Origin of the sequence: Micromonospora sp. CA-263727 (assembly GCF_050942455.1) — a bacterium.
GTDB lineage: Bacteria > Actinomycetota > Actinomycetes > Mycobacteriales > Micromonosporaceae > Micromonospora.
Map to the genome: position 1 here is coordinate 881,605 of NZ_CP192031.1, position 26,749 is coordinate 908,353.

Here is a 26,749-nt window from a genome sequence, read left to right on the forward strand (position 1 = left end):
GCGGCTGTCGTCGACGTGCCCGGGGAGTTGCGTGAGTGACGGGCAACGGTCATCGTCGTGCAGGAGTTGACCACAGGAGCAAATCGCCGTCTGTAAGGAGAAGCCTGTGAATTGGAGATACCGGGGCCCTGGCGCCGGTGGGAGAATTGGCCGGGAAATGATCGTCCTGGTGCCTTCGGGACTGTTCGTCGGAAGAGTACATGAGTCGATCGTAGGTGCCCCGTAGATGTTGGTTGCGGAGGACGTAGAACATTCGTTTGGCTCGACGGTGGCGCTGGCCGGGGTCAGTGCCACCGTCGAGGCGGGTGAGGCGGTGGCGCTGGTCGGGCCCAGTGGCTCCGGAAAGACGACATTCATGTACTGCCTCTCCGGGCTGCTCAGGCCGGCGGGTGGCCGGGTCACCTTCCGGGGGCAGGACCTCGCCCGGCTGGGTGAGGAGGAACGCTCGGCGCTCCGGCTGCGCTCGTTTGGTTTCGTCTTCCAGTCGGCCGAGTTGGTGCCGGAACTGGCTCTGCGGGAGAACATAGCGCTGCCCTTGGAACTGTTGCGGGTTCGAAGCTCGCAACGGCGAGCGCGGGTCGATGAGCTACTCGAACGGCTGTCGCTGGTCGCAGCGGCGGATCGACGGCCAGCCAGGGTGTCCGGTGGGCAGGCGCAGCGGGCGGCGGTCGCTCGGGCGGTCGTGCACGGACCAGACCTGATCTTCGCAGACGAGCCGACCGGCGCATTGGACAGCGCCAATGGCGAGGCAGTGGTCTCGTTGTTGTGGGAGCTTTCCCGGGAAGGGTCAACTGCGATTGTGCTGGTAACCCACGACAGGGAGCTGGCGGGTCGGGCCAATCGAACGATCACGCTACGGGATGGGTCTGTCGTGGGTGACCCGCTGGGCGCAGGGTGGCCCGGGTGAGCCAACTGCGGTTGATGTTCCGCCTGGTCCGAGGTGGCGGTGTGTCCGGCCTGGTGCGCCTGGCCCTGATGGTGTGCGGGATAGCTGCGGGCGTCGTCGTAATGGTCTTCGTTGCGACGATGCCGTCGCTGCTCGCCAAGCGGGGTGAGACCACTTCAGCCCGGCAGGCACTCCCCGTGCTCGACGGGGAGACAGCCGCCCCGGCCGCCTTCGAGTTCGAGGTGACTCAAGGGTCCTGGCGAGGGGTGCGGTTCACCCGGATTCTCCTGACATCGGTCCGGGCCGGAGCGTCGACGCCACCGGGAGTCGAACGTCTTCCACTGGTCGGAGAGGTGTTGCTTTCTCCGGGAGCAGCGAGGTTGGCGGCTCAGGAGGAGGACTTCGCTCGGCTGGTCCCTGGCCGGGAAGTGGGGCGGATCGGTCCGGAAGGTCTGATCGGTCCGGACGAGATTTTCGCTTATGTGGGAATCTCGCGAGACCTACTTGGAAACCCGATTCCTGGTCGCGGCTGGGGTGGCGCCGGGTTCGACCTGGAAATGCAACGCCGGTTCTCGAATGTTCCGTGGCAGCTCAGTTTGATCCTCGTCGGCCCGATGGTCATCTATCTGAACGTGTGTGCGCGCTTGTCCGCTGCGACGCGTACCCGCCGATATGCCGCGCTCCGGCTGGTAGGGGCGAGCCGGCGACAGGTTCTGAGGCTCGCCGCTCTTGAGTCCGGTCTTGCCGGTCTGGCCGGAGCGTTACTCGGGCTCGCTGGCTACGCCGCTGCGAATGAGGTGATCGGTCCCTCGGGCGTGGTGGGGTTCACCTGGTATCCGACATCATCAAGGCTGTCTTGGCCGATGATCGTCGGTGTCACGGCCGTAGTTGTGTCGATAGCCGGGATTGTCGGCTCGTTGAACACCTCCCGGGCACTGTCTCGCCCACTACATGCGAGGTTCGACGTTTCGGAGTCCTCTGTTCGCTGGTGGTATGCCGCGCCGTTTGTCTTGGGCCTGGGCCTGCTCGTGTACCCGCTCCTGGCCCTGTTCGACGGTTCTCGGCGTCCAGGTTCCTCTGACTCGCTCGGCAGCGCGTTGATCCTTGGCGGCGTGGTGTTGGTCTCGGTCGGCCTACTGTTGGCGCTGCGGCCGATCCTGATCGGATTTGCCCGACGTGTCGCGGAGTCGCCCGCACCGGTGACAGCCCGGATCGCCGCTCGGCGGATCGAGCACGAGGCAGGCGGGCTCACCTGGCATCTGGCGGGGCTGTGCCTTCTGGTGCTGGTTGCCGGAATCGGAGCCTCGGTGCTGAGGCAGACCGAACTCTCCGCATCACCGGGGCCTGATCGGCTGACTCTGCATCTGTACGGAAACACGCTCACCGCATCGGCGCTCGGACAACTTCACGAGCTACCGGCGGAGGCGCGCTGGACCACTCAGCGCAGCATCGTCGACCCACCGGAGGCTGGTGCCAATCCGCAGACCCCAGAAGAGTATCTCCGCGTCGTGGGAGCGACCATGGTCACCGCCGATTGCGCCACTCTCCGCCTGCTTACCTCGGTGCCGCTGAATGACTGCCGCGACGGGCATCGTTATCGGCTCCGCACGCCGCACGGTGGTGAGGAGGGGATTTTGCCGGTAGAGGTGCCACTGCGGTTCCAGACAGGTGATGGAAGAGAGGCGACAGTAACTGCTCCCGCGGATGTCCTCGATGTCCCCGTCACCAGTACCCTGCCTTGGGAGATGGGGTTGGTGATCACCGATGACAGGCCGGATGACGTTTCGTCGGACAGCATTCTCTACTTTCTTCTGCCGCCAGGGATCGTGGCCATGGACCGATTCGCGTCTAGGTTGGCGGAGACAGCGCCAGCGAGCACCGTCAACGTTCATGGGTTGGATCTCAGCGGGCTAGAGGCGTATCGGGTCCACCGGGGCACCATCGATGTCGGAATTGTCGTCGCCTTCTTCCTGGGGATCACCGCGTTCTTCGTCTCCACGCTCGCCCGATCGATCGAGCGACGCCGGGAGGTGGCCAGCTTGGTGGTGGTCGGTATGCGGGCGACCGGCCTGCGTGCCGTTCAGCGCTGGCAAGTCCTCGCGCCGCTCTCGATCGCACTCGGACTCGCGCTCCTCACCAGCCACGTGGCCGGCAATTCCCTTCTCAGAGTGCAGGGTGAACAGTTCGGGTGGTACTGGGGAACGGTCGAACTCGCCGCGCCCGTGGTAGGGGTGGCGCTGCTTTGCGCTGCGGTGGTGGCCTCTGTGGTTGTCGGCATCCGTCCACGCAGTGAGGACCTGCGTAGGGAATAGCTGCGGGATTGCCGGATACGAAAAGGATCGATTCTTACCCTGGAGGATGCTGGCGACAGCCGTGATGATCGACCGGCTTCCCGCGTTGGTGACCTGGGCCAGCGGCCCCCACCGGCACCGGCCCCGGCAACGGGGACGAGACGCGGGGACGCTCGGGCCGGCGATCGGCTCCACCCTGCGTCACGTCGCCGGCTCGGCGTCGGCTGGGCGGCCACATCTACCATCACCCACCATGCCTGCACCCGGATGGGGGTGGACACAGCCCACTGGAGGACACCTTGACGACCCTGATGACGATCAACGCGCTCGACCTGTACGAGCGGGACACGCCCGTTGAACTCGCTCGCTACGCCGAGGTCGAGGGGCTCATCCGTGAGGTGGACCCGGACATCATCGCCGTGCAGGAGATCATCTCCGACGGTGCAGACAGCGCGGCGAAACGGCTCGGCGCCGTCGACGGACTCCGTCGGCTGGCCGCCGCGGTCAAACGGCGTTGCGAGGTCGACGGGCAGCCAGCTGTGGCGGTCGGAGGGATGAGATGTCACACCGGGCTGCTCTGGCGTGACGGCATCCAACCGGTGCGGGGAACCCTGCGCCCCCTCACCCGCGAGGACGACGGGATGTGGCACTGCGGGGTCAGCGTCGTGCTCGCCCTTCGCGGCCGTCGGCTACGGGTCGGCTCCGTGCAGTTGTCGCCGTTCAGCCTTTTGTGGGCGCGTATGGATATCGCTCAGGTGCTGAGGGTCTTCAACGCCGACGACGTGCCCGGCCTGGTCGGCGGCGACTGGAACTCGATTGGCGCCGACCCCGACTACGATCCGGACCCCTACCCGGGAGTGCCGTGGCACCCCGACCACGTCTATCAGCTCACGGACAGCGGCGAGGTGGACCGCGGCCCGGGCCGCCGCTTGGACCTTGGACGGATGCGGGACTGTGCCCGCCTTGCTGGCGTGGAGTGGACCGCGACGACCGGGCACCACCCGGCCGACAACCATCCCCCGCGGCGCGCCGACCGCTGGCACGCCACCCACGGGGTACCCGGCGATGCGATCATCGACCTCCGCACGATCAGCGCCGACCGCGTCGGGACGATAACCGACCACCGGCCCGTCATCGTGGACATCGACGACCGTGCCCTGCCCCGCGCCTGAGGGGCAAGCGGGCCGGCTTCCGGAAGGCCGGGCGTGGTAGCCGATGTCGACGAGAGCGCCTGTGCAGTTGCCCGAAATCGCCACCGGCCGTCGATAGGAAACAGGTAGGGAGATCAGGTGGATGACATCCAGCGGCTCGGCGACGAGACCCTCGACCATCTCGGGCAGAGAGTCGCCGCCTAGACCCTGCTCACCGCGTATGTCGCGCTGGTCCGCGATCTGGACGCACCGGTCCCGGCTGACGCGGTAGCAGGGGTCGAGCCTGGTCAGTGTTGGCGGCGTTGTCGAGGACGATCAGCACCCGTCGGCCGGCCGCGACCGGAACAACGCTGCGGCTTCGTCGATGTCGGTGGGCAACGCTGTCGGTTCGAGGCCGAGCGAGCGCAGAAATTGTGCCCCGGTCAGGGGCGCCGCGGGCGGGCGGCGGGTGTCGAAGCCGCGCAGGTTCACGTAGAGCTGCGCGTCGGGGAACCGCTCACGGATAAGGTGGGCCCAGCGTAGTGACAGCGTCCTCTTGCCGACTCCGGCAGTGCCGCTGATCAGGGCGAGCCGGCAGTCGCCGGCCGGGTCGAGCAGTGCGTCGAGTTGATCCAACTCGCGTTGTCGACCTGCGAAATCGTGTACATCGAGCGGCAGCTGGGCGGGTGACGCCTCCAGGGCAAGAGCGGCCCGCATCTGCTCGATCGTCGTGCCGAACGTCGGCCGACGCTGCGACACAGGCACCACAACCGCACACCGAAAGGTGACTCGCCCGCGGCGTGCGGGGTTTACCGATGCCGGTACACGCCTGCTGTTCTGTCCAGGCGTCCGCACCGGCCGCGATTCGGGCGACGGCCCGTGTCCACCGGCTACTCATCGTGAGCAACGAACGTGCGTTGCCGGGGCGAGTGGCGCCGCAAGGTCCCCCAGCGCCACTCGCCCATGCCTCTGCACATTTGGCGTACCTGGCTCTGCGCCGGAACCCGTACGCCGACACCAGGGTCCAAGTCGCCGGGCGTCAGCAGTCGTGACGCCTACGGGCGATTCCTTTTGCGCTTGCTGTTCCTTTTGCCCTTGTTGTTCCGTAGCGCCTTCTCGGCGTGTTGACGGTCGGTGATCTGCTCTGGAGACAGCGGTGTCGCAGGAGTCTTCGACCGGGGCGCGGCGGTGGCGGTGTCGCGGGCAGCCTGGGAACCGACTGCCGTGGTCACGTAGTCGAGGCGCGCACCGATCCGGCGTTCGAGATCGGATTTCTCCCGCGGTCCGATGACTGGGTGATCGAGCAGGTAGAGCTTGACGAGTGCGCGGAGGTCCATTTTGATCAGCTCGTGCCGTGGATCGGTCATCTCGGCTACAAAGGGCAGCACGTCGAGGAGCACCCGTTCTGCCTCATCGTCGGAGATGTACGCGACGGTCTCCATCGCGGGTATGCCGCGGCCGACGGATCGGGCTGCTCGGATGTCCTGTTCGAGCTTGACGCGGACGTGACTGTGGAGCATGGGGTGCACTCGGTCGATGGCTGCGGCGACCACCGCCGCGTAGAGGTGCGCGTGCATCCCTGGCAGTCCTGCCGGGCGGTCGAACAGGGTGGCCTCGCCGGCAGCGACGCGGTCGAAGGCGAGTGCCAACTCGTCGCGCAGGGCCGGCGGCGCGGCGTCAGCGGCGAGCTGACCGGCAACAGGCAGCAGCTCAGCCTCCGCGCTCTTGGTCAGGCGAAGGTGGTCCTGGCACATCATCGCGGCGGACTTTTCGGGCATGAGCTCGGCTATCTCCCGCGTGAGGCCGCCTGGAGCCCCGCTCGCTTCGTCGCGCAGGCGCGCGTCGACTCTCAGCACCTCGTCAGCGCGCCGGTCCAGGTAGGCGCGGGCCAGTTCGTGCACCAGCGCGTGGATCCGGGTGGCGTGCAGGGCAGCGGGCGGCACCGATGTCATGGGCGAGATGGTATCGCTGAGCTGGCCCGGTTCGTGGTGGTCGATCCGTGCGAGCCGAGGGCGCCGCGATACGGGCCCGCGTACCGCGGGACCGCGGCCTGCACGGCAACTGAGCCTTTCCGAGTAACGGTGTGAGGACTTGGAGTAGCTGCTCGACCAACGGCCCAGACGCGCCCGGATCCGTTGCGGTGCAACGGAAAGACGCAGAGCCCCGGTATGAAGGTGGTCCTTCCCGGGATCACCGTCATCGAGGTTCTGCGTCGCTATGAGTGTCACATACACCGCCGTCCTGCCCGTACGCGAGGCGACCGTGTCGTTCCTGTCCGGCCTCCTGCACGCGCAACGGCAACGGCTCGGCACCCGCGCCGGGACCCGGTCGTTGGGCTGCTTCAAGCAGGCCGTCTTGGTGATCCGCTGGTTGATCGACGGCACCCGCATCTCGCAACTGGCCGCCGACAACAAGATCAGCCGGTCGACCGCGTACACGTACCTGCATGAGGGCATCACCGTGCTCGCCGCCCAAGCCCCCGGCCTGCACTCGGTGTTGCTGGCCGCGAAGATGGCCGGCTACGGCCACGTCAATATTGACGGCACGCTGATCGAGACCGATCGGTGCCGCACCCCCGGGCCGACACCCGGGGTGGATCTGTGGTGGTCGGGAAAGCATGACAACCACGGCGGGAACGTGCAGGTCATCACCGCTCCGGACGGATGGCCGCTGTGGACCTCACCGGTACGCCCGGGGCGTGAACACGACACCACCGCCCTACGCGAGCACGGCATCGGGCCGCTGCTGCGCACCTGGACCGACGGCGACCTACGGCTCCTCGGTGATCTCGGCTACGAAGGCGAAGCCGACACGATCACAGTGGCGTTCAAGAAGCCACGCAACGGTGCCTGCACCGACATGCAGCAGCAATTCAACAAGGCCCACAACGCAGTCCGCGCCATCGGCGAACGCGGGAACTCCCTGCTCAAGACCACCTTCAAAGCATTACGCAACGTCAGCCTGTGCCCCTGGAGCATCGGCCGGATCACCGCTGCAGCCCTGGTCCTGCTCCACATCGACCACGCCCGCACAACATGATCACCCAACGCCACCAACCGTTACTCGGAAAGGCTCACTAGCTTGATCTTCAAACCTGTCCGGCGCGGTCGGGGATTGATCGATTCACCCAAGGGCCGTCCCTATGATCAGCCAGGGTCGATACCCAACCGTCGCAGGTTAAAGATCAAGTTACTGCCATCCTGTGCCGGCCACGCCCTGAGTGCCGTCATGATGAGTATCGACACCCCTTTCTCGGATGCTACGTAGTGAGGAGTTTCGGATGTCTGGATCAGGTCGCACCGTCGTCGAAGCCGACGAGCGGTCCCGGGCGCGGGCGTTGGACCAGCTGTGGAGATTGCGTGACGAGGAGTTGATCAGGGCCGGACATTCCACCCCGGAGTACATCGCGGTCCGGGTGGTTACCGACCCGGGCTATCCGAAACCGCCGCCGCCGATGTTGAAGCATGCGCTCGATGAGGAGGTCTCCTTCATGAGCCGCACGGTGCCTGTGCCGGTGGCGTCCTGGTGTGATGCGGATCGGCAGATCGTCACCGGACTGCACCGCGAGCAACTGTTGCAGTGGTTGCCGCAGGTCGTGGGCAGTTATGCGACGCGGCGGCAGATGGATGTGCTCGACGGCATCACCGCGCGCACCAGTCTGGCGTTCGTGCGGGAGCTGCTGGCGTCGGAGGGTTTTGAGCAGGTGTGCGACGTGTATGGCAATGCCGGGCCGGCCCCGGAACCCCGCGCGTTGTACGACTACCGCCCGATGTGGGCTCTCTATGACGCCGTCATCGAGCAACAGGACGCGACCGGGGAGGGGGTCCCCGACCGAGTCGCTCTGGTCCTGTGTAGCCGGGTCGACGGGTTTCTTGCCACCGTGTACGCCGTCGACGTCGGAGGCGGGCTCAAGGTGCAGGATGTTCGGGTGTTCCACACCGTCATGGTCTTGGACCAGGAGCTGTGCTGGGCCAGCATGGGGGGCTCCCACAGCTTTGCCTGCGACGAGCACGGCACCCGAACCACGATCCAGGTCGGCTCGATCGGCGCCCAGCCGGCCATCGCGAGCGGCGGGAGTCTCCGCGTCCGCCTGGCCGCTCTGCGCGCGTTCACCCGGCCTGTCAAGCCCTGGTACGCACGCCCGTACATCACCTTCGGCAACAGCGGCATCGACTTGCTGAGCCGGGTCGACGAGATCCTCACGGGACTGCCGGACTGGGTGCACGACCTCCTCGGTCCGCAGCTGACGACTCCCTCACCCCCGCATGGCAGCAAGGCGGCCTCAACGGTGGACAGCGTCTGCTCGTGACCGAGCGACCCGCCTCGACGCCGGCGGTCAATCTCAACGCCCCCGGCGCTGCCGCACGGCGACGGCAAGGAGTTGGTCACGGGTCTGGGCAGCTAGCCTAGGGGGAAAGACGCGATCGACTCCCAGCTGTAGGTGCCAGCATCGGCATGCTGGTGCACCGCGACCAGATGCGCGGTGGACACCTGCCACTGCGCTCGGCCCGCCCGTACGTGGGCGAGGGCGCCAAGGTGTGGCTCGATCGCGACCGGGCCGGTGCAGAATGACACTGTCACGTGCGGCCGGCCCGGTCCGGTCAGCGGCGCTACCACGTCTTCGCCCAGCACCTCGACCGCAGTGGCGCGCACCACCTCACGCAGATCACGCCACGGCTGATCCGGGGCGGCGTCCAGAGTGATCGAGTGCAGCGACGCCAACGCCGGACCGATCTGCCACCTGAAGGCCGGTACCTCGGTGATGCTCAGCCGCAACGCCTCGCACAACGCGGCCACGTCCGCGCCGGTCAGGTCGGCGAGGCAACGGTTGAACCGTGCCACCGTCGCATGCAGCCACTGCACTGGCTGGCGGGACAGGTGCGGCACGCCACGAGCGGCGAGAAGGTCCTGAAAGGCGCTCGCCATCACACCCACCGAGGGCGGCGGGACCAGGTAGATGTGCAGCACACCCCGCCTCGGCCACCGAGCACCCGGGCTGCGTGTGAAGAACGACTCCATCAGACCGCCACCACGCGGTCACTGACCGGCCGTACACAAGGGAGGGCGACGTGCGGTCCTCCTGGGATGCGCGCGATGGCCCCGGGTCCGAGGACATCGCCGATCGCGGCGCGGACGGCGGTGGCGATGGTGTGCATCGATTGGCCGGGCAGGCCGCTGTCGATGTCGGCGAGCACGGAGGTGTGCGTGGCCATCATCGAGTCAGGTGCTTGGGAGAATGCCACCGGGAACCGAGTAACGCGGCGCGAGGCCACTGAGCCGGACGATGGCTGTGGCCACGACGTGGTCGAGGTCCGCGTCGCTGGCGTCGTGCACCTCGTGCAGGATCTGCCGGACCGGGGCGATGGTGTGCAGGGTGTAGCGTTGCCGCAGCGCTGCTCGCCGCAGGGGATCGTGTCGTTCGACCGGACCTTTTGCCGAGACCCAGGCGTACAGGTAGAGATCGGCGGCGGCGGCGTAGGCGGCCTGGGCGACAGCGCGCGGATCGTCGTCGTCGGCCAGCAGGAGAGAATGCTCGATCAGAGCACTATCGTTCCCCGCGCCGGTGGCGACCTCGAACCAGGTCTGCGGCCACGCCCGCGGGAAGGTGGCCGGTGGCCACGTCATCGTCGCCAGCGCCCGCACTTCACCGGAGACCACCTCGCCGGGGACGACCTCGCCGCCCGCGCCGCGTTCGGGCAGGCAGCGCACCTGATCGCCCAGGCGGAGCCCGCCCGCGTCGATCAGCCGCTGCCGGTCTACCGCGGCACGCGCACGCGTGGCCGCCGTCACCCAGCCCAGGAACGGGTAGGCCAACGTGCCAGGGTCACGCGCATCGCGGCGGATGGCGGCGCCAACGTCGGCGAGGCGGTCCGCGAGGGTGGTCGGCGCGATCATCAGCTCCAGCCACGGGACGAGATCGACCTGCGGGTCAGCGAGCCGCTGCGCCACGGCCGCCAGCTCCGCCTCACCGTCCTGACGAATCAGACCCACGATGACCAGTGCGATCAGGTCCGGGTCGGCAGCCTGGGACCGCGGCACCAGCGCGTTGTGGGCGGCGGCCAGGCGCCGGGCCTGAACAGAGGCCGTCGCCCACAGGTCGGCTACCTCGATCAGGGGGGCAGCCGGCCGGGCGGGCGCGCTGCGCCGGCGTAGCCGGTCCAGCGTCAGGTCTCTGTCCTGGTCGTCAGCGGACCCGGCCGCGACCATGCCACCGGCGTGCTGTGGCAGCGATGACATCGACAGTCCTTTCTGACAGCGGATCGGGGCCGAACTCGTCTCCAGCACCAGCCTGCCCTGCTCCGCGACTGCGGCCAGCCACGAAGCGGGCAGCCCGTCGAAGGTGGCCAGCACCCGCCGTGGCCCGGCAGACGGCACCACAGGCGCCCGCCACGACGGCGGCATCCACACCGTCACCGCCGTGCCGTGGATCTGCGCGTACCAGCCGCTTAGGGGCGGCAGGTCACCCACCGCGTCCGGCACCAGATCCCGGTCGCGCAGCGGCATCGCCCCGCGCGCCTGCATCTCCTCGACCACCACACCGAGCAGCCGCTCGTGTCCGAGGCCGTCCGGACCGCAGTCGACCTGACAGATGACCGGCGCGGGCTCCCACCGCAGCACCGGCACCCCGGTCACCGTTACCAACGCCGACCCGGACTGGACCCGATCGGTCAACGGCCGCGTCTCGCAACGGTGGGGGCCTTGCGACGGCCGCGCCCACACCGGCACCTGCGACCACGGCAGCACCGGACCCACACGACACGCCTCATGGACCTGGGCCAGCCACCACCGCACCACCACCGGCTCATCCGGGCGACACACGTCCACGACCGACCGGTGGTACAGCACCGTCTCCGTGACGGCCTCCCGGCGGCTGTCGCCACCGTCGCCGCACACCGGGCAGCGATAACAAGGATCCTGAGCCAGCGACCACTGGATCAGATCCTCACGATGCGGTCCCAAGAACGTCAGGATCCGCTCATCGACGCGCGTCACCAACTGCCCGACACCTGTTCATCCACCCTCGCGCCCTGCCCTGTCGCTGCTGCTCGGCAGGCTCGCCGCCGCCGAGGCTCACCGGCCATTCAAGATTCTGGCCGCACGTCGCGATGCGGCGGAGGGCACCGGGCCGCGCGCCCGCGACATCGTCCTTCGTGTCAGCCTACCTAGCTTGTGCCACAGATCGAGAGCCGTCCCTGCTCGACGATCGCCGGCGTCACACATCATCGGGCGCGATCCGTGTCATCGAGCAGGCCCGCCACCGGGCGGCGGGCCGTGGGCCTCGACATCCACGTTCGAGACGTGCGCGCCACCGCCGTCGTCGATGGCGCCGTGACCCGGGCCGAGTCGCCGAACCCGCAGCCGCACCGACCGGCTGTCGTCCGCGTCGCGCAGTGCCGACGCGCCATCGGCGCGGTCAACGCACCCGTGCGCCGCCGGGTGCCATCGCTTCGTGTCGCATCGGGGCACCGCGGGTCCTCGTGACCGCCGCAGTCCCGCGCGCCAGGTATGGGGTCCACCGGCCTGTACCTGCCGGATGAGCGTTGACACCGCTACGGTGTGAGCCCATGGGCAGAGGAGACCGGCTGCGCGGTGACCCGCCGCCCCTACGCAGGGTCGCGGGCATGGCGCCCGACGCGCCGGTGTCGCCCGAGCACGACCGTGTCGCCCAACCGGGCGCAGACCACCCTGGACTTCTGCGTCCGGGCCCTGCAATGCGCGAACCCTCGCGGGCACACTCAGCCGAAATGATCAACCGCGGGGTTGTCGATGCGGACAACCGCGCCCGCGCGGCGGGCCGCATATTCCGTTCGTTCGACGGTGGGGAGCCTGGAGTGGAATCGGGTTGGACGGCCGCGCTGGCCCGCGGTGGCGACCTGGCGCGGCGATCTCTGTCCGAGGGCGCCGCAGCGTCGTGGGATTGGGTCGCCACGCGGGGGATCATCGCGGTGGCTTTGCACGCTCTGGCATGCCGGGACGCGGTCGCCGTGACGGCGGTGCCGCTTGGCCGGCTGATCGTGCCGCTGCTGGATCGGGACCGCTTCGTCACGCTCGTCACCACCACGCTCGCCGCGCAAATCAGCGACGCCACGCACCCGGTGGCAGCACAGTGGGCCTGGCTCCTGCGGCCATGGGACCCCGACGCGCCGCCGGCCGAACGCTGGGACGGACTGACCCGAGGGATCGCCCGTGACCTGCCGGACCCGGCGATTGACGTGTGTTTGCACTGGGCGGGCGGGGCGGTGGAGCGAACCCTGCTCGACGAGCGCCGCGGCCTGCAGCGCCTTGCACAGGTCACGGTCCAGAGTGGTGAGCACCGCGGTCGGGTGGGGATCGTTGAGGGCGCGGCCTGGGAACTCGACCCATCCGGCACGGCGGTCGTGGACGGACCGCCGCACGCCTACATGATCAACTGTGGGGCCGAGTTCAGCGACAGGCCCGTGCGGATACCGGTCGCGCATCTGGAGGAGGCAGAGCGACCGGCGCCCTGACAAGCCGCCACCGCACATGCGGCAGGTCGGATGTCGCGGCTGACGATCGGTAGCTACCGCTTTGCGGCGTAAGGGTTGGGCGTTGCGTCATTGGTGTGGGTGGGCCACACTGAGCAACGGCGTGGTCACCTGGTCGGCTGGTTCGGGCGGGCGGTGAGCGTTCTTCTCGGGGAGTGGTCTGCGCAGTGGGTGGCCTGGCCGGTGGAGTGGTCGCGTGGCTGACCGTTGCCGGTAGCGCTGTTGCGGTGATCACGGCGATCCTCGCGCTGCCTCCGCTGGTGGCGAAAACCCGGGCCACGTTCAGGCGGTCAGGCCCGCGGGTGAAGAAGATCCTGCCGCAGCGGGTCCTTCTGGTTCATCGGGTCGATGAGATCGCCACGGTGTTGCGGGCGTTGGACGCCGGCGAGTATCTGGTGTCGGTGGAAGGCGGCATCGGTGTCGGCAAGAGTGCTGTGGTGCGGGAGGTGGCGCATCGGCTGGCGGAGTTCCGTGGGCGGCGGCGTAAGGGCGTGGCGTTCGGCTTGGTGTTGTGGCTGGACGCGGGGGACGGCCCCCTTGACCTGACTGATCTCGCTCGGGCGCTCGCGCTGGCTACCGGGGACCAGGCGTTGACGACGGCGCCGGCTGATCAGAAGGGCCAGGCGTTGCGGGCTCATCTGGCGGATCATCCGGCTGTTCTGGTGATCGACAACCTCCGGGTGACCGCGTCGGGCGCGCGGCAGCTGGTTGACTTTCTGAAAGCGATGCCGGCGGGCTCGATTGCGCTGATCAGCCCGACCACACCCCGTCGATTGCCGGGCGCCCGGTTGTGGCTGGACGAGTTGGCGGAGCAGGCGACACGGGAACTGCTGGTGCGCGAGGGGCAGCGCCACGGCGTGCCGGAGATCGCCAACGCCGACGCGGCGACGTTTGCGCGGATGCATCGCCTCGTGGGGGGTAATCCTCGGGCGATCGAGTTGTTCGTGCTGGCCTGTGCGCGTGGTGGTCGAGGGCTGGGTGAGCGGCTGCGGCAGTTGGAGGATGGTAAGGCGGAGCTGACCGACGAGTTGTTCGAGGCGGTCTGGCAGGGACTCGATGACGCTGGCCGGCGTCTGCTGACGGTCGTCGCCTATCTGGGCGCGGCGGGAACCAATCTTGAGCAGGTGACACCGGCAGTCGGTGTGCCGGCCGACGATGTCGATCGCGCCGTTGATCAGTTGTGGGCTGACGGTCTGCTGTGGTCTCGGTCGGAGCAGGCCCGACGCACCTACGTGTGCTCCGCGGCGCTGCGCTCGTTCGTGCTCACCCACGTCTCCGACGAGGACCTGGCCGGGGTGGCGCGTCGTCTCGCGGCCTACTTCGTCGCGCGTTTCCGGCGGGACTGGGAGGACGCCGACGGCGCCGCCGCGCACATCGACGCGATCCGGACCGTGATCGTGGACCTGCACCGGCGGGGTGATCATCAGCTCTGTTTCGAGCTGTTCGAGGTGACGTTGGATCTCTTCTTCACCCTCGGGTTGTTCGACGACCGCATCGCGCTCGGACGCATCGCCTACGACAGCGCCACGCAGGCGGGACGGCCGGAGCAACAGTCCCTGGCCTTGTCGGTGATCTCGTCCACCCACGCCGTGAGGGGCGAGGACACCGAGGCCGCCCGCGCTGCGGAGCAGGGGCTGGCTATCGCCCGCGAGGCGGAATCCCAGGCGGAGATCGCCCGCCAGCTCCGCTGTGTCGGGTTCGCCCTGTTCCGAGCTGGCAAGGCGCGCGAGGCCCTGGCGGTGGTCGTCAACGATCGGGAGAACGCCGAGCAGATGGCGCGCGAGGCCGGCGACATGGCCAACATGATCGATGTCCAGTCGTTGGTGGGGGCGATTCATTGGCACCTGGGGCAGCTCGACGACGCCGGGGTTGTCGTGCGCCGGTTCCTCGATGCCTGCGAACGGTTGCCGTGGGAGCGCGGCAAGGCGTACGCGGTCCGGGACCTCGCCGAACTCGCGTTGATGCGCCGCGACTTTCGCGACGCTGCGTTGCTGGTCGACCAGGCCCGCGACATCGCCGTCCGGCATAGCGACAAACGGCAGCTGGCCCGTATCGACCTGACCACTGCCCGCCTGCACCTGTTCTCTGGACATCCGTTCAAGGCCAGGACGGCGGCGGCCACCGCGCGAGACACGGCCCGCGGCTTGTCGCTAGCGGGTGAAGCTACAGAAGCAGCGGCCGTGTACCGGGCCGCCGTGTGCGCGAGCGTCCTGCCGTGGCGATGGTTGAGGCCGACTCGGCCCCGAACCCGTCTCACCGACCATGCGGTAGGCGGCGACTAGCTCGTGAAATGTTTCCGCACACGGTCAGGTCGACCTGACCGCTCGGCGCTCGGCGCTCGGCGCTCGGCGCTCGGCGCTCGGCGCTCGGCGCTCGGCGCTCGGCGCTCGGCGCTCGGCGCTCGGCGCTCGTTCTGTTCAACGAATGACGGCTTGGGGGGTCACGGGCTAGGGCTCGCTAGTCCGTCTTTTCCGGGCTTTTCGGGCGCGAGCTGGTCGTCGCGAGGTGGCGGCGATGCCTGGGGTCGGGTGGCCACGTGGTAGCCGCTGTTTCCCGGTTGGGCATGGTGGTGGTGCCGGCGCGGGGCCAGCGATCCGCTGGTGGGGGCGACGCGGCGCTGCGTCGGGTGCTTGTCGAGCGGTTCGGCGCCCAGGTTGTCGCTCTTTCCGAGGGGCAGTTGGCGAGCCCGGAGCATGCGCGGCGTGCGGTGGGCGCGGCGGTGGCAGCCCTGCGAGACGTGGACGTCGTGGTGCTCGCGGTGACCGGGACCGTCTGGCACTTCGCGCGAGGATCAGGTGACCTGGTCATGTTGGCGCTGCCGGGGTCAACGCCGGCCCGGCCCCGGAGCATGCTGCCGCTGGCCGATCTCGGGCGCGTGGTGCGGGCGCGTCGGCCGGAGGCGTCGGTGATCGTCTGCGCGGATTTGGTCGGGTCCGTGTCGTCGGCGCTGGTGGCCGAGAGGCTGCCTGACGTGGCGCTGCTGCTCGCGGCCGGTGAGGATGCCGGTGCGGTGTGCCACGACGCGCTCGCCACGACCCTGACGGAGATCGATTCTCCGTGTGCCGTCGATGACCTGGTGGAAGCGGCCGGTCGGCTGGCCGGCGGGAATCGGGAGGTGCTGGTCCGCCGCGGGGGCCGGGCGGTCGGGCTGGCGCCGCTGCCGGGCATGACCGTGCTGCCGGCGGGCCTGCGGCAGGATCTGACGTCGCCGGTGGCGGGGTCTCGCCTGGACGCGGCGGCCGAACTCGCGGCGTTGGCGGACCCGCTCGCCCGCACGCATCTGCGCCGGTTGGCGGCCGAGGACCCGGACCGCGGTGTCCGCGAGTTCGCCTCCCGGCTCCTGCGCCGGGCGGATCAGCCGGTGTTGCCGCGGCTCGCGCGCGACGGGCTGATTCCCGCCGACATCCTGCACACCGCGGGGACGGATCCGGATGTGCCGCAGTTGCGGGGCCAGCCTGGTGGTCGGGTGCCGATCGGGGTGGACGCGCCGGCCGGTGACGCCAGTTGCCGTCCTCGGCACCACGTCGACGTGGCGCCCTACCGCCTCGGTCGCACCGTCGTGACGAATCGGCAGTACCTGGCCTTCGTCGTGGCGACCGGCCACGGCTGCCCGGACCACTGGGCGACCGGTGAGGGCCTGTGGGCCGACCCGGACCTGCCGGTGGTCATGGTGTCCTGGTGCGATGCGACCCGCTACTGCGCCTGGCTGACCCGTCACCTGCACGGCAGCGGCGCGCTGGCCCGCGACTGGCGGATACGACTGCCCAGCGAGGTCGAGTGGGAAGCCGCAGCGGGCAACGGACGCGGCGACCCGTACCCGTGGGGCACGGCCCCGCAGCCTTGGCCGGCCAACACCCGCGCTGCCGGCATCGGCGCCGTGACCGCGGTCGGACGGTACCCCGGCGGTGTCAACGCCACCGGCTGTCACGACCTCATCGGCAACGTGTGGGAATGGACCCGCAGCCGCTGGGGCACCACCGGCCGCACGCCGGCGTTCGGATACCCGTACCAGGCCGCAGACGGACGCGAGGCGGACGAGACACCCGAGAACATGCGGTTCATCATCCGCGGCGGCAGCTACTACTACGCCACCGAGTGCGCCAACTCCTACACCCGCAACCGTATGCACGCCACCGACCGGCACCCCGCCGGAGGATTCCGCGTCGCCGCCATCCGCACGGAAGGAGCCACGTGAGCAGACAGCGCGCCCACTGGGATCAGGAGAACGCCGTGCTGGGTCCCGGGTTGTCCGAAGCCGTGCAATGGGCCGGTCTGGTCATCGCTCGCGCTGAGGGCATGCACCTGTACGACATCGACGGGCGACGCATCGCTGACCTCATGGGCGCCGCCGGCGTCAACCTGCTCGGCCACAGCGATCCCGCCTACGTCGACGCCATGACCGAGCAGATGCGCCGATGGATGACCGGCGCCCACGCCTCCACGGCCCGGCTGGAGATGACCCGCCAGCTGCGGCTGCTGCTGCCGGCACACCTGGACCGCGTGCAGCTCTACAGCGGCGGAGCCGAAGCCGTCGAAGCCGCGATCCGTCTCGCCAAGTCCGCGACCGGCCGTTTCGAGATTCTGTCGTTCTGGCAGTCGTTCCACGGCCGCACCCTCGGTACGATCGCGCACACCAGCGGCGCCCGCACCGGGCTGGGCCCCGCCGCGCCCGGCAGCATCAGCGCACCCTACGCCGACTGCGCACACTGCCCACTACGCCGCACCTACCCCGGCTGCGGTTTCGCCTGCCTGGACCTGACCCGACAGATCCTCGACGAACAATCCTGCGGCTCGCTGGCGGCGATCCTCGCCGAACCGGTGCAGGGCCGCGCCGGGAACCTCGTCCCACCCCCTGGCTACCTCGAACAGCTACGCGCCCTGGCCGACGAGCGAGGCGCTCTGCTCATCGCCGACGAGTCCATGACCGGCATGGGCCGCACCGGCACCATCCTCGCCACCGACGCCACCACAGCCCGACCAGACATCGTCGTTCTCGGCAAGGGACTCGGCAACGGCTATCCCGTCTCCGCGGTCTGCGCCCCCACCAGCCTCATGCACACGCCACCATTCGGCGCACCCAGTGCCAGCTCCTCCAGCTACGGCGGATTCCCCCTCGCCTGCCGCGCCGTCGGCGTCGTCGCCCACGCCGTCCGGAAGCGTAACCTCCCCGAACGCGCTGCCACTGCGGGGCGGCGACTGCTCGACCGACTCCGCAAAGGACTCGACGACGTGCCGCTGGTGACCAGCGTGCACGGCGTCGGCCTCGCGATCGGCATCGCACTCGCCGCCACCGGCAAGCCCCAGATGCGCGCCATCGTCACCGCACTCGTCGACGCCGGCGTGCTGGTCATGACCGGCCGACACACCCTGCGCCTGTATCCACCGCTCACCGCGACCGACACCGACCTCGATGACGCCGCCGACCGGCTCATGGCCGTGCTGGCCGAACACCGGTGGACATCATGATCAACATCGCGGTCATCGGATACGGCCGAGTCGGCACCGCCCACACCGCCCACCACGCCACCCTGCCCAGCGTCCGCATCACCGCCATAGTCGACACGTCAGCAGCACGCCGCCGCGCGGCAGCGGCACGGCACCCCGAAGCCCAACACGTCGCCTACCTCGGCCAGGTCACCACACCGATCGACCTTGTCCTGATCTGCACCCCACCGACCAGCCACGAACCACTCATCGACGCCGCGCTGCGGCGCGGCGCACACGTCTTCTGCGAGAAGCCGGTGTTCCTCAACCCCGACCACGGCCGGCGACTCGTCGCGCTGGCCGCCGCCCGCCAACGGATCATCTACCCGGGCCACAACTACCTCTTCTCACCCATGCTCAAGCAACTACGCACCTACGCCACCAGCGGCGCGATCGGCCCGGTCCGGCACATCATCATCCAGATCGACCGCACCGGCCCGGCCCGCGGCGCAGACGACTGGCACCCCACCTGGCGCACCGACATCACCCACAGCGCCGGCGGCATCCTCACCGACCACGGCCCCCACTGCATCTACCTCACCGAATGGCTCTCCGGGCAACGCATCATCTCCGCCTCGGCGACGACCGACACGGAACCCGGCGACGTCGACCACCACGCCGAGCTGAACCTGTCACTCACCGCCGGCGTCACTGCCACCGCCACCCTGTCCTGGCAAGCAAACGCGCGCAGGTCGACCTACCTGCTCGTCGGCAGCACAGGCCAGGCACGGATGGAGAACAACCGCCTGTTCCCGCCCGCCGGCCCACCCATCACCGGTTACCACGAAACACCCACCACCACCCACGCCCACGACGACTGGATCCCCACCCTCGCCCACGACCTCACCACCAGCCTCACCAAACCCGAACGCCTCCACAACCTGACCGAACCCGCCATCACCATCGCCCACATACTCGCGCACCATGCCATCGACAGCCCTGCACCAGACCCCACACCTCCCGCGACAGCTACTCGACACCCACCCAGCAGCAGCCCAAGCCAATGAGCGCTTTGGCCAGATCCTGGATGTGGGACCGCCCGGGACGCCTGACCCGGCCGACAACGTCAGCACGGAAGGACGCACGAGTGTGGGTGGCTCCATCCCACCAGCCGCGACATCCCACCAACCTCGGAACCCGGCAGCTGTGGCACTGTCGCGGATCTCGGTGAGCAGCCGGGTCACCGCCAGGTTGGGTTGTTCTGTTCGGCAGCGTAGGTGGCCGCGGAACGAGTCGACCCGATTGTTGAGTCTCGGGAGACAGGCGAGTCGCTACGTTCGGTTTAGAGATCACTGTCCACAGTAATCTGGGGGAGCTAGGCTGAGGGCGCACAGATGACGTCCAGCGGCGAGGAGCCATGTTGACCGAACAGCAGACGAGCACGCAAAGCCCTGGTGGGCGGGCCACCTACTCGCGAATCTATGACTACCTGCTCGGTGGCACTCAGAACTTTGAGCCCGACCGTGAGGCCGCGCGACAGCTCCTGCGGGCGTTTCCGGAGGCAGCTGACACCGCCCGGTCGAACCGGCTGTTCCTGGGCCGTGCTGTGCGTACGCTGGCTGAGGCTGGGATCCGGCAGTTCCTTGACCTCGGATCCGGCATTCCTACCCAGGGCAACGTGCACGAGATCGCTCAAGCCACCGCCCTGGCCGTCCGTGTGCTCTACGTCGACATCGATCCTGTCGCCGTGGTGGCCTCCAACCAGATCCTTGCCGGCAATCCCACCTGCCGCGCGATCGAGGCCGACTTCACTCGGCCGGACCTGATCCTCGATTCGCTCACTGGTGGCGATCTTGCCACTGTGATCGACATCAGCCAGCCCACGGCCCTGCTGTACTGCTCTGTTCTCCAAGTGATCCCTAACGACCGGATCGACGGGGTCGTCGCACCAATCCGTGACCGGCTCGTGCCCGGCAGCGCGATGGTCATTTCGCATCCCAGCACGACGGTCACTGACCAGCACGACGAGTCGACCGTTTCCAAAGTGACAGACGTATACCGGGCCAGGACTGCCACCGAAATCGTTCTGCGTACCGACGCTGAGCTTGCGAGTCTCTTCGGTGACTACACCATGATTGAGCCTGGCTTGGTGCCAGTCGACCAGTGGCGGCCCGAGCTTGGCGCACCGGACCCCTACGCCGCCGGGCCGGCGCCGTCCCCGATGCGGGGCGCAGTGGCCTTCCGGTAAGGCGGGGACTGGCACAAGCCCTGACGGATCCAGGGCGGCGGCCGGTGCCGCCGAAGTGGCCGACAGCGCGGAGCGCCTAGCAGCCGCGCGCATTCCGTCGGGCTGCGGTCGCGGGCGAGGGCGGTGGACGCCCCTTCCGGCTTGACCCGAACGTCCGGTGCGCTATGAAATCCCGGCCGGCCTGCTGGTCATGCTGCCTGCTGTCTCGCCCACCTGATCCACACATCATGCTCGCCGAGTCGATACCAGTCCGGCTTCGGGCGCCGCCCGTCGCCGAGTTGCGAAGTGTGGCGCCGGACTCAGGCGATTGTTCCGAAAGTTTCCTAATGGCTAGACTCCGATCTTGAATCCGGCACCGGCTCAAGCGTCAGGAGGACCGATGCTCTTGGCCCGGGCGCGCCTGTCGCGGCGCATGTGGCGTGCCGTGCCGCCACCTCCCGTCCCTTACACCGTGGACGCTTGGTGCGAGACGATTGGGCAGGCACGCGGCCGGGGATTGCGCGTTCACGATCTTCCCTTGGGCGTTGACCTGCCGCCGGGACTGTTGGTCCGCCGGCCTGACGACGACAGCATTATCGTTGACTCCGCGTTGCCGGCACTGGCGCGAACCCAGACCGTCCTGCACGAGGTTGCACATCTCGTGCTCGGTCACGACGGGGACGTTCTGCACGACGGCCTTGCCCCGGCAATCGAGGTCGAGGTCGAGGCCGAGTTGGCAGCGGATCTGCTCTACCAGCGGCTGATGCGGGCCGCAGCAGCGGCATCTCCCAGGCGACACAGACCTGCCCGGGCGGGCCTGGGGCTTGGGCGCGCGGCGTCGGCGTGGCTGGCCGACCGCCGCACGGACTGGCACCTGCTGCAGCTGTGGATGACGCTGCGTGACGGAATTCCCGACGTAGCGATCGTCCGTGCCAGCACTGCTACGCCGGCGCCGGTCGAGATCCGTAACAGACGGCAACGTCACCGCACATTGATCGAGATCCACGAGGCTCTGCGTGTGCTACGTCCCTGGTGCAGTTCCCGGGTCCTCGCCAGCGCGACCGCACGTGCGCGACGTCACCGGCTCGACCCCGACGAAGTGGTCGCAGTCGCGGATGCCGCCACCATCGCGGTCGCGCTGCGTCATCGCCGCACGTCGCAGCCACCCACTACTGGCGACACGGCGCTGCTGACGACGCTGCACGGTCCACTCGACGTGCTGTCCGAGGCCCGTCGTCTGGGCCAAATGGCCCGTGCGCTGCATGACTCCCCGCTGGTCGTGGCAGAGGCCGCCCGCTGGGTGCCGGTGGCGACCTCGTCAGCCGAGTAACGCGTCACGATCCGCCAGATGCGGCCTTACGGCCAGCACGGTGCAACTGGACGATCTGTGCCCCACCAGGCAGCGCTTTGGGCTGCCACAGCATCGCGTGGCGGCGGACCTGGCTGGGGAACATCTCGCCGCCGAGGAGAGGCCCGCTGCCCAAGGCGCAGCCGATCTCGGCCAGCTCGCGCCGCTCCTGCTCGGCTCTGATACCCGGTGCGATCACCATGAGTCCCAGATCGGTGGCGAGGTCCGCCGCCGCACGGATAACCGATCGTGCTGGCTGCCACCCCGCGTCCAGCGCGTAGGCGGGATGCAGCCGCAAATAGCTCCACGGCATCGCATTGAGCGATTCCAGTCCGGCGTGAGGGCTGCCGAAGCGGTCCATCAGGAGCCGTACGCCGATCTGTCCGACCCGCTCGGCTGCCTCCCGCACATGAGGATCCGGCGGTCCGGCGAGGGCAAGCACCAACGACCGTCCTCCCAGCGGCGTGTGGTCCCTCAGCAGATCAGGCAGGCCAGCAGCGAACGGCGGCGTGAGAGCGTTGGCGGGGATCGGCACTACCAGCGCCGCATTGGGCAGCACGTCGCGCCACGTCGCTACGGCGGCGAGTGATCGCTGCACCACCGTACGGGCGAGGGTTTCGAGACTGCCGTCGTCGCTGTCGAGGAGTTGGTAGACGTACTCGTCGGCGCGCAGCACTTCATGCTGCGAGTACAGCCAGCGCGGCGTGGCCTGCATCATCACGATCCGGCCACTTGCCAGATCCACGATCGGCTCGAACGAGATCGACATCCTCGCGCTGTTCAGCTCCCGAGCCAGCGACCACGCGCGCACGGGGCCGGTCTGATAGGACACCAGTCGCTCGTCGCCGTGCCGACTCGCCCGGGACAAGACCCGCTCTGCCGCGTCGACCAAGCTCTCCCCGGGTGAGCCGGAGGCCATTCCGGCGCTGGCCCGCACGATCAGGCGACGCCCGTCGACGCTGACGTCGCGGCGCAGCGCCGCGACCGCCCAGCAGGCCCGCTGATAGGCGACATCGGCCGTGACACCTGCGATGACAAGGGCGAACGTGACGTCGCCGATGCGGGCAACCTCGCACGTCATGTCCCTCGACGCCTGCCGCAGGCGGTCGGCCAAGGTGGTCAGGAGGTCCAGCGCATGTCTCCTACCGACCGCGTCGGTCAGGAGAGCGTGGCCATCCAGCCGGATGACCACGGCGTGACACAGCTCGCCGCATCCCTTCCTGAGGTGGGTCAGCAAGCCCGCACGGTTCAGCAATCCCGTTGCCTCGTCGTGGCTGGCCGCCCGCTCGTGGCGACGGGCCTCCGCGGCCAGACGTCCGTAGGCGTGCGCGAGGTCCAGACTGGATGACAACGTCGCCACGAAGGCACGGGCAGCGGCGGCCTCTCGCACGGACAGCCTGTCACGCGGCCCACTCAGATAGAGCCGCAGCACCCCGCCGTCCGCCTCGCCGAACACAAGTGACACCGCGTGCTGGCCATCGGCGACTTCGGGAGCATCGGTGGCCAGCCCGTCGTAAACCACGCGGGTGACCCCGCCCTGCTGGCTGGCCCGTACCAAACGGTCGTCCGCCAGCACGATGTCCGCCGTTCGCAGACAGAACATGTCGACTGCGCCACCCGCGGCGGTCTTCACCACGACATCCAGGTCACGCGACGTCAGAGCCCCAGCCAGCGCCGCCAGGCGCTCCCAGACCCGTCGCTCCTCGGAGACCCTCAGCCGATAGGCGAGCACGAGATGTAGGACAAGCATCACCAGCGGCAACGCCACGAGGACCCGCATGTCCAGCCCAGCAAGGATCGTGACCAGGCCCGCTACCACGATCTCCGCCATCGCAACACACAGGCGAGTCAGCCACAGCCCTCGCAGCACGGCAGCGAAGGGGCGCCTGGTCGATAGCGTGACCGCAGCCGCCGTGACCAACTCCTCGAACACCACCACTACTGCAGCCGCCACGGCGAAGGCCAACAGGTGACGCGAGAGCGATGGGGCGGTCAGCAGAGGCTCGCCGAGGACCGGACCGGCCCCGAACCCAGCGATCACACCCGCAGCCAGCGCCGCCGCGACGACGGCCATGCTCGTGTTGTGAACCGCCTTGTGTAACCAGAACGACCGCTGCGGTCGCGCCAGCAGCCGGACCACGCTCACACCCACCGCCGCGCACACCACCACCCATGGCGCCGGCAGCACCGAGGCGCACACCAAACACGCCGTCGGCGTCAACGTCACTCGCATCGACAGGCGGGGCTGCAGCGGCACCGAAAACAGCGCGCCCATCGCCATCAGCCCAGCGCCCATCCACAGGTACACCTGCTGACCCGGACCCGGTGACCCAAGATGGCGAATCGCCCACGCAAGACACGCCACCGCCACTGCTAGGCCCGAGGCGGTCAGGAGAACAAGCGACAGTCGGCTACGCCGCAACGCCATCAATGAGTCCCCCGTGCTCGTGAGCCACAGCCTCAACTCCGGAAGCCGTCCACAGTAGCAGAATCTCACCGTGCGCTAAGTCCCACCACACAGTCAACGCCGTCAAGATAGGATCTCTGGGAGCCGGAAAACGGAACGTTATCCGGCCACTTGACCTATAGCATCTGCTGGCCGCAGGATCAGTCCCACTCGACGCCCTTCTTCATAGCGGTGTTTCCTTCCAGTTGCTCTGACTGGGAAGCGGAACATATCGCTATATCTACGATCAACCAAGGGGCAAGGGTCGGATTGCGCGGCAATTGCATACTGCGGCCAATGAGGTACCACTTGTTCCTCGGTTGGGGGCATTCCTCAATTGTGAGGTGACCTGGGGTAGCCTGCGGCTGCCTCGCGGCAGCTAAGGACCAGGTCACGCAGTGCCTGGTCCTGTCGCAGGTCAGGTAGCGCGTTGACGTGTAACAGGAATTCCCCGGCTGGTCGGGTATTCGTGCGTTGCTTAAACTCGAACGGCTTCATGTCCGCGACTCCCCGTCGTCTGCCGATTTACCGCGTGGTTGCCATAGCCAGCGGCGGAGACACGATCGCCGCTGGGTGTCCGGGCCGGCCAGCGGTCGCTCGACCTCGTCGACCGGTGCTGCTGGGTGTACGCGGTGGGTACGGCTCCCTCGCCGCGTGGCCGGTGGCCAAGATGTGCCAGCGGATTGATGAAACGGTCGGTCGACCTGACAGCCCAGCGCGCTGAGCTCGCGCAGGTACTGCGCGACCAACGACCGACACGCCAGGCGCGCCGTGTCCGACAGAGACGACGGTGGCGCGGTACGGCCCACCCACCTGTCCGGGCGGTGATCCAACCCGAGGGCGCGCGACGACCAAGCATAAGTGGGACGTACCGTCGTAGCCGTCGTAGCCGTCGAGGCTGAGACCGCAGCATCACGCACTCGGGCAGGCGCTGGTGTGCGAGGACGGACACATGGTCAAGTTTCCACGGTCCCTGGCCCAGGCAAGATGCAGCTCGACCTTGGTCGGCAACCTCGGGCGAGTGACCGGCACGGACTCTTGCTCTGAGCCGACTCGCTCATCCCGATGGAGCGCGAGAGGCCACCACCATGCCGGCGCTTCGTCCACTGAATCGGAGCTGGCAGCGTAGGGCCCGTGGGGTAGCAGGAGGCTCCATCGCAGCCCGGTTGGGCCAGACGTAGCCGCATCAGTAGAAGACAGCAATGGTGTCGTGCTGTATTGGCATGGGATTCGGTGGCGACCCTAGAGGGGGCAGGGTCGTAGACCCACGAGGACCGCAGTTTCCTTCTCGTTCTTATCGTCCGCCCCTGGATTGGCGTGCCGAAAATGAGAGTCGAAGAGGTAGTACAGAATTTCGCGCGAAGTTCATCAGCCGCGAAATCCGAGCACGACGTCACTGCTCGCCGCTGCCCGCTGCCACCGCCAGCGGTGGCCGAAGCGCCTGTTGCTCGCCGCCGTGCTGGCCGGCGCGGCACTCGTCTCCTGTTTGGACACCCCACCCACCGCCACACCACTGTCCGCGGGCCACGTCCGGCCTAACCGGCATCCGCTGCGGACGTTGTGTTTTCTGCTGCGAATTCGTTCGGCTAAGCAAATCCCGGGACGAGTGGCGGCAGACCTAATTCCCCATGCGTTCGTTCAATTTTCGACTAAACTGGAGATCGCATGATTCTCTACAACACGAGTTTGGGTGTTGCGGCCGGGGTGGCAATGATTACTACTGTCCGTTTCTGGGCCAAGGTCCGTGACGCAGGAGTGCCCGCTGTGATACGGCGCAGGCCAACCGATTACAACGCCAGAGCTGAGGTAGGAGTGATCGATCGCAAGCGCGAGACCGACCTCGACGCGGCCGACATCGCCCCTACCTTCTTTGCCCTTGGCATCATTCTCACCGGGCTGGGCGGAGCGATGACCCTTACTCATCCCCTAACGGCCTCGCCGCCGGTCAACATCATCTTCGGGGAGCCGTGTCTGTGGCTAGGCGTACTGCTTCTCGCCTCATGCTTTCAACTCTCGTGTCTTGGAGGTTTCTCAATCGGCGCGATCAAGGCTGCTTCCCCGATGGTCTTCGCCCTGGGTTTGATCTTGGCGGCTTGCTCGGCGGCTATCCTGCGCTTCACGCTGATCGGTGCTGCTCCGGCCGAGGAGCCAATCACCGGCTTGTTGAGCGATTACCCAGTCATTGAGAACACTTTCTTTGTGCTCCTGTACGCCTTATCCGCCGCAGGCGCACTGGCGTTTCCGTGGCTCACGCTCCGGGGCGCTGATGTTGCGTGGGTGGCCGTGCGATGGAGTTGGTCCATCGCAGGTTGGGGATTCCTCGTGTTCAGCGCGCTCAACTTTTACACTCACGTCGGGTTAATGGTCAATTTGTCGCGGCCTGGCGCCAACTTCAGTTTCTGATGGACCTGGAGCCGAAGCGGTACTGCAAGTCCGGCTTCGTCGGAGGGTAGAGGATCTCTGTGGGGCGGGTGGCAACACGCGGTCGGC

19 protein-coding genes are annotated in these 26,749 nt (G+C 68.1%); 13 read left to right on the forward strand and 6 right to left on the reverse strand.

Translation table 11 applies throughout. The features are described from left to right. Positions 1 to 226 precede the first annotated feature (226 nt). The 3 genes from ACQPYA_RS04215 (at position 227) to ACQPYA_RS04225 (ending at position 4,349) form a co-directional block, all read left to right on the forward strand. On the forward strand, positions 227 to 907 hold the full coding sequence (locus ACQPYA_RS04215) for an ABC transporter ATP-binding protein (RefSeq protein ID WP_433531323.1): 681 nt from the start codon (positions 227 to 229) through the stop codon (positions 905 to 907). Further along, positions 904 to 3,198: an FtsX-like permease family protein gene (locus ACQPYA_RS04220; RefSeq protein ID WP_433531324.1), complete on the forward strand. Its 2,295-nt coding sequence runs from the start codon at positions 904 to 906 to the stop codon at positions 3,196 to 3,198. Before ACQPYA_RS04215 ends, ACQPYA_RS04220 begins: the two co-directional genes overlap by 4 nt. Before the next feature lie 278 nt (positions 3,199 to 3,476). Further along, positions 3,477 to 4,349 carry a hypothetical protein gene (locus ACQPYA_RS04225; protein ID WP_433531325.1) on the forward strand — a complete coding sequence of 291 codons (873 nt, stop codon included), beginning with the start codon at positions 3,477 to 3,479 and terminating at the stop codon, positions 4,347 to 4,349. A gap of 294 nt (positions 4,350 to 4,643) precedes the next feature. Here ACQPYA_RS04225 and ACQPYA_RS04230 read toward each other — a convergent pair whose 3' ends face one another. Together ACQPYA_RS04230 and ACQPYA_RS04235 are read right to left on the reverse strand one after the other, a co-directional pair. Next, on the reverse strand, positions 4,644 to 5,066 hold the full coding sequence (locus tag ACQPYA_RS04230) for an ATP-binding protein (protein WP_433531326.1): 423 nt from the start codon (positions 5,064 to 5,066) through the stop codon (positions 4,644 to 4,646). A 296-nt stretch (positions 5,067 to 5,362) separates the two neighbouring features. Next, a complete protein-coding gene (locus ACQPYA_RS04235) occupies positions 5,363 to 6,259 on the reverse strand; it encodes a hypothetical protein (RefSeq protein ID WP_433531327.1) in 897 nt (298 codons plus the stop codon). A gap of 265 nt (positions 6,260 to 6,524) precedes the next feature. Here ACQPYA_RS04235 and ACQPYA_RS04240 point away from each other — a divergent pair, with 265 nt between their 5' ends. Together ACQPYA_RS04240 and ACQPYA_RS04245 are read left to right on the forward strand one after the other, a co-directional pair. Continuing rightward, positions 6,525 to 7,346 (forward strand): transposase family protein, encoded by an 822-nt coding sequence (locus ACQPYA_RS04240; protein ID WP_433531265.1) that lies wholly within the window; start codon positions 6,525 to 6,527, stop codon positions 7,344 to 7,346. A gap of 241 nt (positions 7,347 to 7,587) precedes the next feature. Next, positions 7,588 to 8,616: a hypothetical protein gene (locus tag ACQPYA_RS04245; RefSeq protein WP_433531328.1), complete on the forward strand. Its 1,029-nt coding sequence runs from the start codon at positions 7,588 to 7,590 to the stop codon at positions 8,614 to 8,616. 92 nt (positions 8,617 to 8,708) lie between these two features. Here ACQPYA_RS04245 and ACQPYA_RS04250 read toward each other — a convergent pair whose 3' ends face one another. Genes ACQPYA_RS04250 through ACQPYA_RS04260 form a run of 3 tightly spaced genes read right to left on the reverse strand, consistent with a single transcriptional unit; the run spans position 8,709 to position 10,979 of the window. Further along, positions 8,709 to 9,275: a 2'-5' RNA ligase family protein gene (locus ACQPYA_RS04250; protein WP_433531329.1), complete on the reverse strand. Its 567-nt coding sequence runs from the start codon at positions 9,273 to 9,275 to the stop codon at positions 8,709 to 8,711. Between the two features lie 50 nt (positions 9,276 to 9,325). After that, positions 9,326 to 9,523, reverse strand: a complete 198-nt coding sequence (locus ACQPYA_RS04255; RefSeq protein WP_433531330.1) for a hypothetical protein — start codon at positions 9,521 to 9,523, stop codon at positions 9,326 to 9,328. A 4-nt stretch (positions 9,524 to 9,527) separates the two neighbouring features. Then, positions 9,528 to 10,979, reverse strand: coding sequence for a hypothetical protein (locus ACQPYA_RS04260; RefSeq protein WP_433531331.1), 1,452 nt, complete (start codon positions 10,977 to 10,979; stop codon positions 9,528 to 9,530). A 1,073-nt stretch (positions 10,980 to 12,052) separates the two neighbouring features. On the opposite strand from ACQPYA_RS04260, the gene ACQPYA_RS04265 reads away from it, so the two are divergent. The 7 genes from ACQPYA_RS04265 to ACQPYA_RS04295 all read left to right on the forward strand — a co-directional run bounded on the left by ACQPYA_RS04265 (position 12,053) and on the right by ACQPYA_RS04295 (position 21,795). Then, entirely contained in the window at positions 12,053 to 12,796 is a 744-nt protein-coding gene (locus ACQPYA_RS04265; RefSeq protein ID WP_433531332.1) for a hypothetical protein, read from the forward strand. A 245-nt stretch (positions 12,797 to 13,041) separates the two neighbouring features. Beyond that, positions 13,042 to 15,096 (forward strand): hypothetical protein, encoded by a 2,055-nt coding sequence (locus ACQPYA_RS04270; protein WP_433531333.1) that lies wholly within the window; start codon positions 13,042 to 13,044, stop codon positions 15,094 to 15,096. 254 nt (positions 15,097 to 15,350) lie between these two features. Beyond that, a complete protein-coding gene (locus tag ACQPYA_RS04275; protein ID WP_433531334.1) occupies positions 15,351 to 17,009 on the forward strand; it encodes a formylglycine-generating enzyme family protein in 1,659 nt (552 codons plus the stop codon). Continuing rightward, on the forward strand, positions 17,006 to 18,280 hold the full coding sequence (locus ACQPYA_RS04280; RefSeq protein WP_433531335.1) for an aspartate aminotransferase family protein: 1,275 nt from the start codon (positions 17,006 to 17,008) through the stop codon (positions 18,278 to 18,280). The genes ACQPYA_RS04275 and ACQPYA_RS04280 overlap by 4 nt, the downstream gene beginning before the upstream one ends. Further along, on the forward strand, positions 18,277 to 19,305 hold the full coding sequence (locus ACQPYA_RS04285; RefSeq protein WP_433531336.1) for a Gfo/Idh/MocA family protein: 1,029 nt from the start codon (positions 18,277 to 18,279) through the stop codon (positions 19,303 to 19,305). Before ACQPYA_RS04280 ends, ACQPYA_RS04285 begins: the two co-directional genes overlap by 4 nt. Positions 19,306 to 19,655: 350 nt before the next feature. Then, positions 19,656 to 20,486, forward strand: coding sequence for an SAM-dependent methyltransferase (locus ACQPYA_RS04290; protein ID WP_433531337.1), 831 nt, complete (start codon positions 19,656 to 19,658; stop codon positions 20,484 to 20,486). Between the two features lie 517 nt (positions 20,487 to 21,003). Further along, entirely contained in the window at positions 21,004 to 21,795 is a 792-nt protein-coding gene (locus ACQPYA_RS04295; protein WP_433531338.1) for a DUF6545 domain-containing protein, read from the forward strand. Positions 21,796 to 21,799: 4 nt separating this feature from the next. Here ACQPYA_RS04295 and ACQPYA_RS04300 read toward each other — a convergent pair whose 3' ends face one another. Then, on the reverse strand, positions 21,800 to 24,109 hold the full coding sequence (locus tag ACQPYA_RS04300) for an EAL domain-containing protein (protein WP_433531339.1): 2,310 nt from the start codon (positions 24,107 to 24,109) through the stop codon (positions 21,800 to 21,802). 1,815 nt (positions 24,110 to 25,924) lie between these two features. Between ACQPYA_RS04300 and ACQPYA_RS04305 the strand changes: the two genes are divergently transcribed. After that, the gene (locus tag ACQPYA_RS04305) at positions 25,925 to 26,662 is read left to right on the forward strand and encodes a DUF981 family protein (protein WP_433531340.1); all 738 of its coding nucleotides are present in this window, start codon (positions 25,925 to 25,927) and stop codon (positions 26,660 to 26,662) included. The last annotated feature ends 87 nt before the right edge of the window (positions 26,663 to 26,749 follow it).

What these genes read in the sequence shown, in the direction of transcription:
- ACQPYA_RS04305 (WP_433531340.1), top strand. Translation starts at nt 25,925, where the DNA reads ATGATTCTCTACAACACGAGTTTGGGTGTTGCGGCCGGGGTGGCAATG.
- ACQPYA_RS04285 (WP_433531336.1), top strand. Translation starts at nt 18,277, where the DNA reads ATGATCAACATCGCGGTCATCGGATACGGCCGAGTCGGCACCGCCCAC.
- ACQPYA_RS04240 (WP_433531265.1), top strand. Translation starts at nt 6,525, where the DNA reads ATGAGTGTCACATACACCGCCGTCCTGCCCGTACGCGAGGCGACCGTG.
- ACQPYA_RS04245 (WP_433531328.1), top strand. Translation starts at nt 7,588, where the DNA reads ATGTCTGGATCAGGTCGCACCGTCGTCGAAGCCGACGAGCGGTCCCGG.
- ACQPYA_RS04265 (WP_433531332.1), top strand. Translation starts at nt 12,053, where the DNA reads ATGATCAACCGCGGGGTTGTCGATGCGGACAACCGCGCCCGCGCGGCG.
- ACQPYA_RS04290 (WP_433531337.1), top strand. Translation starts at nt 19,656, where the DNA reads ATGTTGACCGAACAGCAGACGAGCACGCAAAGCCCTGGTGGGCGGGCC.
- ACQPYA_RS04215 (WP_433531323.1), top strand. Translation starts at nt 227, where the DNA reads ATGTTGGTTGCGGAGGACGTAGAACATTCGTTTGGCTCGACGGTGGCG.
- ACQPYA_RS04235 (WP_433531327.1), bottom strand. Translation starts at nt 6,259, where the DNA reads ATGACATCGGTGCCGCCCGCTGCCCTGCACGCCACCCGGATCCACGCG.
- ACQPYA_RS04255 (WP_433531330.1), bottom strand. Translation starts at nt 9,523, where the DNA reads ATGATGGCCACGCACACCTCCGTGCTCGCCGACATCGACAGCGGCCTG.
- ACQPYA_RS04300 (WP_433531339.1), bottom strand. Translation starts at nt 24,109, where the DNA reads ATGGGCGCTGGGCTGATGGCGATGGGCGCGCTGTTTTCGGTGCCGCTG.